Source organism: Psychrobacter sp. MES7-P7E, assembly GCF_002863645.1.
Lineage (GTDB): Bacteria > Pseudomonadota > Gammaproteobacteria > Pseudomonadales > Moraxellaceae > Psychrobacter.
On record NZ_PJBU01000117.1, the window covers coordinates 55,167 to 70,195 of the forward strand.

Annotated in this window: 12 protein-coding genes; 7 read left to right on the top strand and 5 right to left on the bottom strand. The window is 41.4% G+C overall.

Annotated elements, in window-relative coordinates; genetic code table 11:
- Positions 1 to 161 precede the first annotated feature (161 nt).
- From queA to infA, 6 genes are all read left to right on the top strand, one after another.
- Positions 162 to 1,364, top strand: coding sequence for a tRNA preQ1(34) S-adenosylmethionine ribosyltransferase-isomerase QueA (gene queA, locus CXF62_RS14390; RefSeq protein ID WP_102094918.1), 1,203 nt, complete (start codon positions 162 to 164; stop codon positions 1,362 to 1,364).
- Positions 1,365 to 1,474: 110 nt separating this feature from the next.
- Positions 1,475 to 3,232, top strand: a complete 1,758-nt coding sequence (locus tag CXF62_RS14395) for a type IV pilus assembly protein FimV (RefSeq protein ID WP_102094919.1) — start codon at positions 1,475 to 1,477, stop codon at positions 3,230 to 3,232.
- Between the two features lie 51 nt (positions 3,233 to 3,283).
- A complete protein-coding gene (locus CXF62_RS14400) occupies positions 3,284 to 4,960 on the top strand; it encodes a FimV/HubP family polar landmark protein (protein ID WP_102094920.1) in 1,677 nt (558 codons plus the stop codon).
- A 163-nt stretch (positions 4,961 to 5,123) separates the two neighbouring features.
- Positions 5,124 to 6,224, top strand: coding sequence for an asparaginase (locus tag CXF62_RS14405; protein ID WP_228153260.1), 1,101 nt, complete (start codon positions 5,124 to 5,126; stop codon positions 6,222 to 6,224).
- 43 nt (positions 6,225 to 6,267) lie between these two features.
- A complete protein-coding gene (gene truA / locus CXF62_RS14410; RefSeq protein WP_102094922.1) occupies positions 6,268 to 7,101 on the top strand; it encodes a tRNA pseudouridine(38-40) synthase TruA in 834 nt (277 codons plus the stop codon).
- A gap of 121 nt (positions 7,102 to 7,222) precedes the next feature.
- Entirely contained in the window at positions 7,223 to 7,444 is a 222-nt protein-coding gene (gene infA / locus CXF62_RS14415; protein ID WP_021814850.1) for a translation initiation factor IF-1, read from the top strand.
- A gap of 260 nt (positions 7,445 to 7,704) precedes the next feature.
- Here the strand turns inward: infA and CXF62_RS14420 are convergent, their stop codons facing one another.
- The 5 genes from CXF62_RS14420 to leuC all read right to left on the bottom strand — a co-directional run bounded on the left by CXF62_RS14420 (position 7,705) and on the right by leuC (position 13,439).
- Positions 7,705 to 8,826, bottom strand: coding sequence for a L,D-transpeptidase family protein (locus tag CXF62_RS14420; protein ID WP_102094923.1), 1,122 nt, complete (start codon positions 8,824 to 8,826; stop codon positions 7,705 to 7,707).
- Between the two features lie 379 nt (positions 8,827 to 9,205).
- On the bottom strand, positions 9,206 to 10,309 hold the full coding sequence (gene leuB, locus CXF62_RS14425) for a 3-isopropylmalate dehydrogenase (RefSeq protein WP_102094924.1): 1,104 nt from the start codon (positions 10,307 to 10,309) through the stop codon (positions 9,206 to 9,208).
- A 62-nt stretch (positions 10,310 to 10,371) separates the two neighbouring features.
- Positions 10,372 to 11,091: a hypothetical protein gene (locus CXF62_RS14430; RefSeq protein ID WP_102094925.1), complete on the bottom strand. Its 720-nt coding sequence runs from the start codon at positions 11,089 to 11,091 to the stop codon at positions 10,372 to 10,374.
- A 136-nt stretch (positions 11,092 to 11,227) separates the two neighbouring features.
- The gene (leuD, locus tag CXF62_RS14435) at positions 11,228 to 11,878 is read right to left on the bottom strand and encodes a 3-isopropylmalate dehydratase small subunit (RefSeq protein ID WP_102094926.1); all 651 of its coding nucleotides are present in this window, start codon (positions 11,876 to 11,878) and stop codon (positions 11,228 to 11,230) included.
- 142 nt (positions 11,879 to 12,020) lie between these two features.
- Complete coding sequence (gene leuC, locus CXF62_RS14440) at positions 12,021 to 13,439, bottom strand: 3-isopropylmalate dehydratase large subunit (protein WP_057759320.1); 1,419 nt, start codon at positions 13,437 to 13,439, stop codon at positions 12,021 to 12,023.
- 374 nt (positions 13,440 to 13,813) lie between these two features.
- Between leuC and CXF62_RS14445 the strand changes: the two genes are divergently transcribed.
- A complete protein-coding gene (locus tag CXF62_RS14445) occupies positions 13,814 to 14,686 on the top strand; it encodes a LysR family transcriptional regulator (RefSeq protein WP_101205469.1) in 873 nt (290 codons plus the stop codon).
- Positions 14,687 to 15,029 lie beyond the last annotated feature (343 nt).

The following is a 15,029-nucleotide window of genomic DNA, read 5'->3' on the forward strand; positions in this document are numbered from 1 at the left end:
AGACTAACGTAATAAACATTAGGACAGTTAAAATTCATTGCTTAGGCTATTTAAGTAGTTCAAATATGTTTTGTGCACTTTGACTACTTAGTAAAGCAACCTTTTATAGCAGTATTTCTGCTACAATTATGCCAAAATTTCTATCCATTTAAAGACTGATTATGACCAACACTCACACTGCATCTTCCGATTCTAATGCCTCGCTTAATACCAATAACAATAGTGACGTCTTAGATTATCTAAGCGTGGAAGATTACGACTATGACCTACCAGATCGTTTGATTGCGCGATATCCATTAGCGCAGCGTTCTGCTTCAAGACTTTTGTACTTGCCTGCTCACACTGACACAAATGCTACGCCTGTAGAAGACTGTTTGTTTTCTAAGTTGCCTGATTTATTAGATGCTGGAGACCTGATTGTATTTAATGATACAAAGGTGATGAAGGCACGCCTATTTGGTCAAAAAGATACTGGCGGTAAACTTGAGGTTTTGATTGAGCGATTGGTTACTGTCTCAGACTTAGATATAACGACACTGCATTTAGAAGATTCAAATAATGAATCAGTCAACCAAGGACATATTGCCCTTTGCCATGTAAAAGCCAGCAAAGCACTGAAACTTGGTCAACGTTTTCAACTGGCCGATAGTCATATGAGTGGCGCGATGATTGGTCGTCAGGACAACTTGTTTATTTTAGCCTTTGATGCGCCAATTTTGCCTGATTTAGAACTTTACGGCGAGCTACCTATCCCGCCTTACTTTGAACGTCATGCTGACGATACTGATAATACTCGTTATCAAACGGTGTTTCATGATCCCGCTAAGCTTGCAAGTGTCGCTGCACCGACAGCAAGTTTGCATTTCGATGACTTGGTGCTCAATAAGCTGGTGGAAAAAGGCATCAGTACTGCTTTTGTGACATTGCATGTTGGCGCTGGTACCTTTGCGCCAGTTAAAACAGACAATCTACTCAATCATACTATGCACAGTGAGTATGCACATCTGCCACAAGCAACTGCTGAGCTGATTAATCAGACGCATGCAAATGGCAATAAGGTTATTGCTATTGGTACCACGGTGACTCGCGTCCTTGAAACGGTGTATCAAAAAACAGCTATCAATGGGCAAGCACTTTCTAGCTGGTCAGGGGACACGGACATTTTTATTTATCCAGGGTTTAAATTCGGTGTCATTGATCGACTGTTAACAAACTTTCATTTACCCAAATCGACGTTGCTAATGTTGGTATCAGCTTTTTCTGGCAAAGCATCGATTGAACAGGCATATCAACATGCTATTGAAAACGAATATCGATTCTTTAGCTATGGCGATGCGATGTTACTTGACAAGAAAACAAGCTGAACATTAATTAAACATTTATGCATTGGACGCAACAGTTGTGAAATAAACTGGTAAACTAAACCGTACTTTGTTATAACAGCAAAGATAACTTATTTTGTAAAGGACTGCTCATGTCTTGTCATTTATCTCGTCGCTTGACTCCTGTACATCGCGCGGTATCGATGGCATTACTTTATTCTGTAGGTTTGGCCGCTATTATTCCAAGCGCGCAAGCCGCGACTATCGGTAAGACAGTCGTTAGTTCAGCTCAGCATGAACCTTTGAGCGCAAGTATCGTGGTTACCGACATACGAGCGGCTGATTTTTCAGCGAGCTTGGCCAATCCAGTTATCTATCAGCAGATGGGCTTGACGCCGACTGATTCAATGCAGGTGCGCTTTCAAGCAACTTCAGCGACTAGCGGTCAAGTATTAATCAGCACATCACAGCCTGTGTCCAAGCCTTTTGCTGATTTGGTGTTATCGATCAATGATAATGGGCAGCAAAATGTCGTACCAAAAACATTATTAATGCCGTTAAGCGATAGTCTACCGATTAATAATGCTTCCAAGAACAGTGTTAAAGGCACTCAGAAACTCAATTTACCAAATGTTTCTGCAAGCGCTGCAAAACCGTTAACCGTAAGAAAAGGTGCACCGCCGCCACTAATATCGGTATCTAACGCTGCTGCAAATAAACCAGCTCTAGCAAACATAGCATCAGTTGATTCTTTCATTTCCAGATCAGTGTCTAAGATACAAGCTCCAACAGTGACAGCTACTTCGCAGACTAGCAACTTTACTTACGCGCCTAGTCGACTTGATAATGGGCGCTTAAATAGCGACTCTAATATAAAAAATACTATCAGTAATGCAAAGAATACTGATAACGGACTTAGTTCAGCGAACCGTTTAGATAGCAGTTCCTTAAATGCAAATAACGATACTGAAACTACGAAAGCTGTCATCAATGACAGCGCTAAGGCAAGTGTTAAAAACACTCCTATCTTAGATAAAGTGTTGATCGATAAACCACTCGATACTCTAAATATTCAAGTCACACGGCAGATACAACCGAGTCGTAAAAAAACAGACGCTGACGCCTCACCCGTACCTACTCTGATTCCTAGTATCATCGCAAGCAATACTGAGAAAAATGCTACTAGCGTCGTGGCAGCTTCTATTGGCAATGCAACGTCGAAACCCCCTAATAGCACTATTAATAATGTACCTTCAAATGATAGAGCAACAGATAGCTCGACAATCAATCAATACCAAGTACAACGTAACGATAGCCTATGGATTATTGCTCAACAGATTGCGCAAGAAAATAATCTAGATACTTCCATTGTGATGAAGCAAATTCAGTCACAAAACCCTGATGCCTTTATCAATAAAGACGCAGATCAATTAAAAGCAGATGCTAAGCTTATTTTGCCTAGTTACGATGTTATACCATCACAGAAAAACTTAGAAGCGGCTATCGATACACAAAGACAATATATTCGTAGAGCAAATACAGCGGCGATGCAAAAAGCAGCTCAGAGACCTTTTAAAAAACCTTCTATAAGTACGCAAGCGGTCAAACGCCCTGAGAAAGCCACGACAACTAAAACACAGACCTTATCAAAAGCACAATTTTCTGTGCTTGCGCCTGGGCGAGATGGCAATGCAGATGGCACTCAAGCAAAAGCAGCATCAAGTACAGGGAATGGTTTGAGTACAGATATATTAGAGACACTTAAAGCATCGCGGCAGCAGGCAGCATCACAGGCTCAACGATTATCAAGTACAAGTAGCACTCTTAGTAGCTATACTAAAAAAATTCAATTACAAAACCAAAAATTGGCTGAGCTACAGGCTCGTCTCGAAAAATTACGCAATCAATAATTGCCTAACTGATTCATACATTAGATTGTGATCACAGGCGTAGGAATAACTATGGACAATATGCTATATATCATCGCCGGATTGGCGCTTATTCTGTTAGTGGCTGCTTTATTCTTGCGCAAAAATAAGGCGCAGAAATCGTCATCACCTTCGCCTATTAATGCAAGAAAAGATACGCCTACTCCATCACCAAAAGTAGACTATGATACTCCTACCCACACTAATGTCAGCAATAGCCATAAATTTGACCATATCACTATTGCTCAACGCTTTATGGATCAGCAGCGCTATGACAAGGCGATCGAAACCATTAAACGTGGTCTAAGTGAAAAACCTCATAACAGTGCATTGTCTCTTAAACTACTCAGCATATACGCGACGATAAACCAGCCAGAAGATTTCAACCATATTTATGAGTCTATAAGAGCTCATAACGATAGTCAGACTATCGCTCAAGCAGACGAGATAAGAAGTCTATCTTTTGAGGAATTAGAACCTGCCGCTGTGCAAACGCTAGCCACAGACAATACCAAAGACGATTTTGTCGCTATCGACTTCGATTTACCTATTAGTCAGAATGATAGTACTAATGCAGTAGCTCATCAGCCAATTGAAGAAAGTAATAACGATACTGCACTAAATGAGATTGCAATAAATGATTCTATCGACAGCTTAGAGTTATCAGATAAAGTCGACAATGTTAGTTCTATTACCGAAAATCCGAATGATAGCTTTGATCTGACTCTCAGCGATCTAGAGAATGATTTCGATGCGCCTAATACGACAAGTGAAACGCCTGTCACACCATTGGACAATGTAAATAACGACGTTTTAGAGAGCTCCGCTAACGATAATATTAGTAATAACAAAGATAACGATCTTAGTGACTTTGAGTTTGACTTTGATTCATTTAATGATACTTCGAATGAATCATCTATAGACACTAACCTCTCATATGATGACAATGAGAAAGCCGCACTAGAAGAAGATTTTATCTTAGATTTCGATGATTTAGCAGCCGATACAGACAAAGACAATATCGTTCCTAATGACGTATCTACGAATTCAGAACAACACTCTATTGATACTATCCAAAACGGTGAAGATGACTTTGCTTTATCTTTGGGCAGTCTAGATGCATCAGATGATATCAGTACTGTCTCCAATGACGACCTATCTACGACTGAAAACGACAGTGATTTTGACAATTTCATTCTGGAAAATACTGATTTTGGAAGTAATGCTTCTGAGAGTATGACCCTTGAAGAAGACAACTTTGCAAATATTAATCTTGAGGAACCATTACTCAATGATGATATCGAGGTTAATGATGTTAGCGATGTTGAAGAATCGAATACCGCACCTGCTGCACCATTGAGATTTGACGACAATACACTGATAGACGATGATTTTAATATTGACGATGCTGATTCTCTATTTGACACTCCGTCGACCACTACCCCAGTCTCTACAGCTGCACCAGTTGAGAGTGACACTCCTATTACGCCTCAAGAGACTGAGTCAGCAGAAGATTTCTCATCACGGTTCGCAGCAGATTTTGATTTCGTAAAGTCACTAGACAGTAATCAAGTGACGTTAGACTTGGCAGATCAATATTTGCAGCTGGGTGAATATGACAGTGCAAAGCGTCTACTCAATGAGGTGATAGCTCAAGGTAATAGTGAACAGAAACAGCAAGCACAGTTACTACTTGAACGTACTGCGTAGTTAATCGTCTAGTCTCTCATCAGCAAGTATTTCCTAATCACGGGATGCTTGCTGATTTTTTTTGCATTTAACTCTAATACTATCTATTATTGAACCCTTCAGCCATCGTTGCTCAATCCTCTAGCGCCTCTTTTCTTCCATACTTGTTTACTGTGTTGATACTATGTCATCTTCTGTTATGCTCAAAAATCTATCCGATCCTATTCAACTGATTTATGCTGGTGGTACCTTTGGTAGCTATGGCAGACCTTTAGCGCCATTATCAGCAGAAATATTTTTGCCTACTCTACAAAAACTTTTATCTGCACAAGACAGTACGAATAATTTACCGACCGTCTCATGGTTAGAAAACGCCCTGATCAAAGACAGCAGCCAACTTACTCCTAGCGACTTTATCCATTTCTATCAACTACTACTAAATGCTTATACCAAAGGTGATAGATGCTTTGTACTCATCACTGGCACGGATACGTTGAGTTACTTAGGCGCATTTTTAGCAGAAGCGTTTGCAGGTAGTGATATTTGTATTGTTCTGACCGCAAGTATGCGCCCATTATTAGACAGTGAAATATTGCACTCCTATAACATCGATGAACATAGCGATGCTTGGGGCAATCTCACCGACTCATTAAAACTAGCCGCTGCTGGTGAATCAGGCGTGAAGGTTAGTTTTGGCGGGGAAGCATGGCCTGCTCAAACGGTACAAAAAATTCACAGCCATGATCTGATGGCATTTACTGGTCATTCTCGCGCTGCTTATCCAGCCAATAGCTATATAAAAAACCTACCTGACACGCGTAGGCAACATTGGCTTGATGACCAACAAGACTTGCTATCCAGTATTCAAACACGCGCTGAAAACGCGAGTGTTCATGCGCTATATTGCCTACCTAACGACGTCTCAATGATAAACAACCAGCTACAAGCTTTATTGTCGCAGCCACCATGTGGCATCATTCTATTGGGATTTGGCGCCGGTAACATCCCTTACTCAGCTGCACTAGCAGAGACACTGACCCTTGCTCATGAGCGTGGACATATGGTGATATCAGCCAGTCAATGTCCGTTTGGTGGCGTCAGCGATAGCTATGCGGCAGGTAGTTGGCAGTACGAGCATCATGTCATTGCTGGTGGACGTTTGACCACACCTGCTATTTATGCCCGATTACTATGGTTGCTACTTCGCTATGACAGTCCTGCCAGACGCAGACAGCGTTGGTTGAATAATGTCAATCAAACCAGCACTAGCATCAAAAAGCGATAAGCGACTTTAAATTAATTCCAATTTTATAAGTTTAGAAACCCTAATGTCTGAGACTGAAATTATCGAAACTGAACCAACCTATACTTTAGCGATTGCCATTGAGTTCTTAGGAACGCATTATCATGGCTGGCAACGGCAACGAGAGGTTTTGGGTGTACAAGAAGCCTTAGAGACAGCTATCGGCAAAGTGGCTAACGAGCCTGTAGAAGTCATCGCAGCTGGGCGTACTGATGCCAGCGTCCATGCGAGTAATATGATTGCCCATTTTACAACTCATGCGTATCGCCCTACTCATAACTGGTTACGCGGTGTGAACAGCCTACTCCCTGATGATATTGCTTTACGCTGGATACAACCCATGCCAGTTGACTTTCATGCGCGTTTTGGTGCTATTGCTCGTCGCTATCGTTATATTACGCTCAACCAAGCACAGCGCCCTGCGATACTAAATCACCAAGTAACTCATATCTACGAACCGCTTGATTTGGGAGCCATGCAGCAAGCAGCAGCTGATATCGTCGGTACACATGATTTTAGCAGTTACCGTGCTGCGGCCTGTCAGTCCAATCAGCCAGTGCGCACGGTTAGCCATGCCAACCTTTTTGCTCATGGCCAATTTATCGTTTTTGATATACAAGCAGATGGGTTTTTACATCACATGGTTCGCAATTTGATGGGTACATTGTATGCCATTGGTAGACATGAGCTAGAGCCAGCAGACTTTTTGAATATTTTGCATAAAAAGGATCGAACGATTGCACCACCTACGGCTTCAGGTGATGGATTGTATTTTATCAATGCCTATTATCCTGAACGTTTCCAAAGTTTATTGCCAGATGCGCCATTAACGCCTGTCTGGTTAAATCTACCTGATTAAATCAATATCATTTGGCATACATATCACTTACATGCTGTCAAGTCAAAAGCAGGTTCGTATTGCTTTAATCCGCTAACTTACGTATAATATGGGCTTATTTTTTAATTGATTGATACAAATTATGGCAAAAGACGATATTATTGAATTTGAAGGCGAAGTCATTGATACCCTTCCTAATACTTTGTTCAAAGTTCGTTTAGAAAACGGGCACGAAATCATCGCGCATATCTCTGGTAAGATGCGTAAGCATTATATTCGTATCTTGACAGGTGATAAGGTTAAAGTTGAAATGACACCTTATGACCTATCTAAAGGCCGTATCACCTACCGTGGTAAAAACTAAATACTGACTGACCAATATGGTTATGAAAGTATTAGCATTGGTAAGATACAGCTAATAACTGAATAGCTACGTTATCGCTGATAGCTGATATGACGCTTGGGTAGTGAAACTGATAATAATAATGAAAATGCTAATCTGCTCATTATTGCCTATCAATATTTTAGTTATTTAGTATTGACTGTTTATACTTACCACAAAAAATACCGCTAGATTTTAGCGGTATTTTTTTGTCCATTTTTTATGATTTAGTACTGCCGTGTCTAACTAAACTCGACAGTTGCGCCGTTTTTTATGACTCCTAGCAAACTAAGCGCGTCCCAATTGGTCAAACGCACACAGCCTGCTGATGCCTGACGACTGATACGAGCAGGATCTGGCGATCCGTGAATGCCATAAGTTGGTTTACTAAGTCCAATCCATACCGAGCCAACTGGATTGTTAGGACCTGGTGGAATGATAGACTTGCTACCATCATTGGCCGTATAAGTGTAGTTGGGCTCGTGCACCTTTACCTTGACAGTATGAGTACCTGTTGGTGATGGTGTCGCTGTACTGCCCACTGTCGTCGGATAGCTAGCGATCAAATTATTGTTCTCATCATAAGCGTAAAGTGTTTCAGTGGCTTTATCAGCGACAACGCGATGCACAGGCTTGGTATTAGGATTACCAGGGTTGTATACCGTAATGATTTCACCGGCAGTAAAACTGGCATCAGGATTAAGCGATTTTAAGTACTTTTCACTAATATGAAACTTCTCTGCCAACGCCTCAGTAATGCTTTCGTAGTACATTCCCTCAAGCTTGGATTTGGCAACAGAATCAGCAGGTATGGTTGTGGTTTTGACATTCACGTCTGCTTCAGTAAGCTGATAACTGACTAGTACTGGTTGAGCCGTAAGCTTCTCATTCTTGGTCAGCGCTTGCCACGTCTCGTTGTTCAACGTATCGGTTACGTCTAAGCCATTTGCTTTTTGAAATGCCTGCATGGCTTTGCGAGTATTTTTGCCCCAGTAGCCATCGACAGGCCCTACTCCATTGTGATGCCAGTTTAATAGAGCCTGCAGCTTCGTTCCTATATTACGATCAATATCTGCATCTGCCGTCCAAGTGACATTGTTTATCTTTTTTGCATTGTCAGATAGGTTCTCAGTTGTGTATTTAATCGTAGGTAGTAGCTTATTCAATGAAATCGCGGCTTTACTATCTCCTGTTAACTTTTGACTTACGCCATTAGTCACTGGACTGACTTCTGCCGGAGCCTTAACGCTATTATTTGCGTTCACACTATCCGTTGTCTCTGCTGCAATGCTTTGTCCCATCAGTAGTAAGCTAGAGAGACTAAGCACTGTCAATGCTTTACTGATTCTTGTTAGTTGATACATGTAACACTCCTCATTTAATAAATTCTATTTTTATTTTCAGTTTTCAAATACTACAGTCTTTAAATTCTATATAACTTGATTTCGTTAATCTTACGTTTACTCTTATGCTTCTGCTAAAAGCAAAAGATTTTAAGTCTTTTACGAGTCATCAATATTGTCATATTACCTTGTGAGCATATAACAGCTTTGTGTTAAAAGGAGCTTTGTTGTACAGCGTCTCTGTTAATAAGGCGCTTATAAATAAGCTTTGCTAATAGATAAACGGTAAACGATAAACGATAAAAAACCCATAAGCCACTTAATAGCTTATGGGTATATAACATGCAAAATGAGCTTGCAGAAAATGCTATATAGGAATAGCCTTTAAACGCAAATTAACTTATATCAGTTTGGCCAAGACCGCCTGACCCATTTCCTTACAGCCTACCTGCTTAAGTCCAGCTTCGCTGCTATCTAAAATATCTAACGTACGTAGACCATCATCAAGCACATCACTAACTGCCTGTTCAATTGCTTGTGCCGCATCTTCCTGTTTAAAGGTATAACGCAGCATCATAGCAACAGATAAGATAGTCGCTAATGGGTTGGCTTTATCTTGTCCTGCGATGTCAGGCGCAGAACCATGACACGGCTCATACATACCCTTACCTGACTCATCTAAGCTCGCTGATGGCAACATACCGATAGAGCCTGTCAACATTGCAGCTTCATCAGATAGGATATCGCCAAACATATTTCCCGTCACCATGACATCGAACTGCTTAGGATCTTTAATCAACTGCATGCAAGCATTGTCGGCATACATATGTGATAACGCCACATCGCTATAGTCAGCTTGTTGCACTTCGATCATCGTCTGTTTCCACAGCTCGGTGACTTCTAATACATTGGCTTTATCAACTGAACATACCTTAGCTGCTGTGCCCGCTGCTTGCGCACGCGTTTTTGCCAATTCAAAGGCAACTTTACCAATACGCTGAATCTCACTTGTACTATACACCATCGTGTTATAGCCTTGTTGCTCGCCGTTTTCTAGTGTGCGAATACCACGAGGCTCACCGAAATAGATACCGCCTGTCAGTTCACGAACGATCAATAGATCTAGACCTGAGATAATTTCAGGTTTGATACTTGAGGCATTAGCCAACTGTGGATATAGCTTGGCTACGCGTAGGTTGGCAAATAAACCAAGCTCACCGCGGATTTTCAATAGACCGCGCTCAGGACGTTTACTACGCTCGATTGTATCCCATTTAGGACCACCAACTGCTCCTAGCAATACGGCATCTGCGGCGCGAGCACGAGCCAATGTCTCATCTGGCAAAGGCTCACCAGTTGCATCAATAGCCACACCGCCAATTAATCCGGACTCAAGCGTTAAGTCAAGTGAAAACTTATCATTGACAGCTTTGAGCACGTCAACGGCTTGGGTCATGATTTCAGGGCCAATACCATCACCCGCTAATGTTAAAATCGTTGCCATACTGATCCTTTTGAAATATTTTTATTGGTTGGTTATATTTTTGAGCTTTTTATACTCATATTTTATGCTGCGATTTTTTTGGCTATAGGTGCTGATGTTACTGCTTTGGCCATACCAGTCTCTACAAACTCACCTTGATGCTCAGCGTCTAGTTGCTTACAGAATCGGCGCTGTACTTGAGTACCTTGCAATAGCTCAATACATAAAGGCTCAGGTGATGCTGTGTCCAATAGACTGCCTGATTTTTCGCTGCTCTTCTTTTGATAAGCACGTAACTGATAGGTACCCGCTTCAGTAAAATCATGAATCATCGCAAAACGCTCAACATAGCCCATGTTATTCTCTGGATAAAAATTAACATGTACTTCGTGTTTGGCAGGCATGACCCGTGCATAGTAGTTAGTCAATCCTGGCATACTTGAAGGCGCTAACGACACAACTTTTATGTCATTTTTATTGACCAGTGGCGTCATATCCATGTTCATCGATGTTTTCGCCATACCTTCTTGACGTGGTAAGGATGTCATAATCTGAGGATTGATTGGCTCGTGACTGTTGGGCGCGATAATGAGTGTTTTATCTATCTGCACAATTTCGCAATGATATGTACCCACACAGGCAATATTTACTTCGCCAGTAACGGGTTGGATCTTACCTACCCATGCTTCAGCACTCTCTGCCTCATTTATTTTTTGATAGCCCGTCAATAGCTGACAGCCTGACAATAATAAGCTTGCAGCAACAATTGTACTTGTCCATAGAGCATAACGTTTTGTATTCATAATGGCGGCTACTATTCAAGAGAGATAATAAAATGTAGTGAAAAACTATCCTTCATTTTAGACAGTTCACCGCCATAACTCAACGCTGCGTTGCGACTACTCATATTTTATTAGCAATAGATTATAGAATGACCTTCTACGCTCGTACGTCGTTAAATATCCACGGTGTTTTTTGCATCATTTGTTGCTCATAATCTTTGATAGCATCACTTTGTTGCAAGGTTAAACCAATATCATCAAGTCCGTTTAACAAGCAATGTTTGCGAAAAGCATCTACTTCAAAGGCATACTCTTCACCAGTTGGTGTAATAACGACTTGACGCTCAAGATCAGCGGTCAATTCATAGCCTTCGTTCTCAAAAGTCGCCTTCATTAACGTATCGACAATCGCTTCATCCAACACAATCGGCAACATGCCATTTTTGAAACAGTTATTGTAAAAGATATCTGCAAAACTAGGCGCAATTACCGTACGGAAACCATACTCTGAAAGTGCCCAAGGTGCATGCTCACGACTAGAGCCACAGCCAAAGTTTCTACGTGCTAGTAAGATAGTAGCACCTTGATAACGTGGTTTGTTTAATACAAAATCTGGATTGATGACTCGTGTGCTGTTGTCTTGACCAGGATAGCCTTCGTCAAGATAGCGCCAATCGTCAAATAGATTTACGCCAAAACCTGTACGTTTAATAGACTTTAAAAACTGTTTTGCGATAATTTGGTCGGTATCGACGTTTGCGCGATCTAACGGGCAAACGATACCTGTTTGGGTGTTATAAGCTTGCATAAAATTTCCTATCAATTGTATTTTTGCTGGCTGATGATCTTGATAAGCATGTTAAATAGTAAATAAGTTTTTACCATCTTTGACAGCATGCTCATATATTTATCGTTAATACAAGCATGATGTCAGCTACTTATTATCAGACTTAAAACGTACGAACGTCTACAAAATGACCTGCCAACGCGGCGGCAGCTGCCATTGCTGGGCTTACCAAATGCGTACGACCACCATTACCCTGACGACCTTCAAAATTACGATTAGACGTTGAAGCGCAGTGCTCTTGCGGCTCAAGCTTGTCTGCATTCATCGCAAGACACATCGAGCAGCCCGGCTCACGCCATTCAAAACCAGCTTCAGTAAATAACGTATCCAAGCCTTCAGCCTCTGCTTGCAGTTTCACTTGTCCAGAGCCTGCAACAACGATCGCTTCTTTTACGTTATCAGCAACTTTGCGACCTTTGATTACCGCTGCCGCATCACGTAAATCTTCGATACGTGAATTGGTACATGAACCAATAAATATACGATCAAGTTGGATATCCGTAATTTTCTGACCAGCTTCTAGCCCCATATAAGTATAAGCGCGTAACCAGCCTTCTTCTTGAGCTTCATCAATAGCTTGATCTGGTGTCGGTACAGATTGCGTGATATCTACCACCATCTCAGGCGATGTACCCCAAGATACTTGCGGTGCAATCTGACTACCGTCGATTTCCACTACAGTATCAAATACCGCGTCATCGTCTGAATATAGTGTACGCCAGTAGGCTTCCGCTTGTTCCCATTGTGCTTCGCTTGGCGCATATGGACGACCTTTGACATAATCAATTGTCGTGTCATCGACCGCAACCATACCAACACGTGCACCTGCTTCAATCGCCATGTTACAGACGGTCATACGGCCTTCCATACTCATGTCTTCGAACACTTGACCTGCAAATTCAATCGCGTGTCCTGTTCCACCTGCTGTACCAATCTTCGCAATAATAGCTAATACCACATCTTTTGAAGTGACGCCAGCACCAAGTTGACCAGTGACACGGATTTGCATATTTTTTGATTTCTTTTGAATCAAACACTGTGTGGCCAATACATGCTCAACTTCAGAGGTTCCGATACCATGAGCCAAGCAACCAAGTGCTCCGTGAGTCGCTGTATGCGAGTCACCGCAAACAACCGTCATACCTGGCAAGACCAAACCTTGCTCAGGACCGACCACGTGCAAAATTCCTTGACGGGCATCATTGATAGTAAATTCAGCAATATCAAACTTGGTGCAATTATCGTCCAAAGTGACAACCTGCAAGCGTGATACCTTGTCTTTAATCCCAGGCACCCCTTCTAAGCGCTCTTTAGTGACGGTCGGCACATTATGATCTGGACTGGCAATGTTAGCCGATAAACGCCATGGCGCTCTATTTGCCAATTCCAACCCTTCAAATGCTTGTGGACTCGTCACTTCGTGCAACAGGTGGCGGTCGATATAAATCAGGCTCGAACCATCGTCGCGCTTAGTGACTTCGTGAGCGTTCCAAAGTTTGTCATATAACGTTTGACCAGCCATGTTGCTATCCTTTATAGGTTACTAATTACTTAATTTTTACTTACTTGCACATTGCCAAGCAAAGATTCTATGTAAATGCTATGTCTATCTATAATGTTTGATAATTACTGTCATATCTAAGATTTAAATACTATTTCTTTATGAGACCCAACATATGACTAAAATTAACGCTTAAAATACGTTTTAAGTGGCAAATAGCCAGTTTTTTAGGATAAATATGTCACAATACGCCTCGATGTCTTGTGATTATAGCAGGCAAATCCTATAATAATAATTGATGATTTTTAACCAGACGCAAACTTTTTTTTCTAATACGTTGTGATTGGGTCAGCCAACTTTTATTTATAGCTCCTAGAGTAGCTAAGGACATTCGTTTGAACACCACAAACTTGACGACATTCGTTACCGTTATGCACACTGGCAGTATCTCAGGTGCCGCAGAAAAGCTGTTTATCACTCAGCCTGCTGTCAGTAAACGTATCAAAAACTTAGAAGACGAGTTTAACATTACCTTGTTTGATACGGTAGGACGTGGGATTGTACCTACTCAAGCGGCTAGTGAAATGCTACCTCATGCTAAACGTTGGCTAGAAGACTATGAGAACTTTAAAATCAACTTGCAGCATTCTCAGCATATCGTCTCTGGCAAATTAGTCATTGGTACTAGCCATCATATTGGCCTACATCATTTAGCACCTGTCCTGAAACACTTCATTCAAGCTTATCCAGCTGTTCAGTTAGAAGTACACTTTGTAGATTCTGAAAAAGCTCATAAAGCAGTACTAGATGGTGATTTGTCTTTAGCCTTTGTTACGCTTCCACCTGTCTACGATAAGCGGCTAACCTATCACACGCTCTGGTCAGACCCTCTTTATTTTATGACGGGTACGCTATCACCTTTGGCTACCAAATCAAATGTCACTTTAGAGCAGTTAGCGCGCTACCCTGCCATTTTGCCTTCTGCCAATACCTTTACCAGTCAAATTACCTTGGCTGAGTTTGCCAAGCACAATCTGAAGCCTTATGCCACGATGAGCACCAACCCTCTTGAGTCTATCCGTATGCTGGTATCTGTTGGTCTTGGTTGGTCAGTACTACCACAAACGATGGTCAGTCAAGACTTGGAACGTATCGATATGGCTGACAATATTGAATTACAACGCTATTTAGGTGTGGTTATCAATCCAAAATTAACTCAATCTAGCAGCGTGACCGCCCTACTAGACTTACTTGCGCCTATTGAATAAAAAGAGCTCGCTATAACAGTCTAACCATTAAGCTATTCGCATTTGTGACTCTCATGCGTTATAATACGCTTGACGTTGTTTTTATAACAAAAATTTACCACAAGGACACTGATAGTCATATATTGAATACTTCTAGTAAGATATGATGGTTAACAGTAGGTTTAATGGTTTTGATTGATTGTATAGGTTGCTAATACTCATATACAAATAGCAGATGCGAGCAATAACAATAGATAAGTGGAATGCGAAATTCCCATTGTTCTCTATCTCTATATGAGTGCTAGCCATAGAACGACATCAATCATATATAACTACAGAAGATACTGAAAAAAGCCATTATGTC

Coding starts and splice junctions, on each gene's coding strand:
- queA (WP_102094918.1), top strand. CDS start 162: ATGACCAACACTCACACTGCATCTTCCGATTCTAATGCCTCGCTTAAT.
- CXF62_RS14395 (WP_102094919.1), top strand. CDS start 1,475: ATGTCTTGTCATTTATCTCGTCGCTTGACTCCTGTACATCGCGCGGTA.
- CXF62_RS14400 (WP_102094920.1), top strand. CDS start 3,284: ATGGACAATATGCTATATATCATCGCCGGATTGGCGCTTATTCTGTTA.
- CXF62_RS14405 (WP_228153260.1), top strand. CDS start 5,124: ATGTCATCTTCTGTTATGCTCAAAAATCTATCCGATCCTATTCAACTG.
- truA (WP_102094922.1), top strand. CDS start 6,268: ATGTCTGAGACTGAAATTATCGAAACTGAACCAACCTATACTTTAGCG.
- infA (WP_021814850.1), top strand. CDS start 7,223: ATGGCAAAAGACGATATTATTGAATTTGAAGGCGAAGTCATTGATACC.
- CXF62_RS14420 (WP_102094923.1), bottom strand. CDS start 8,826: ATGTATCAACTAACAAGAATCAGTAAAGCATTGACAGTGCTTAGTCTC.
- leuB (WP_102094924.1), bottom strand. CDS start 10,309: ATGGCAACGATTTTAACATTAGCGGGTGATGGTATTGGCCCTGAAATC.
- CXF62_RS14430 (WP_102094925.1), bottom strand. CDS start 11,091: ATGAATACAAAACGTTATGCTCTATGGACAAGTACAATTGTTGCTGCA.
- leuD (WP_102094926.1), bottom strand. CDS start 11,878: ATGCAAGCTTATAACACCCAAACAGGTATCGTTTGCCCGTTAGATCGC.
- leuC (WP_057759320.1), bottom strand. CDS start 13,439: ATGGCTGGTCAAACGTTATATGACAAACTTTGGAACGCTCACGAAGTC.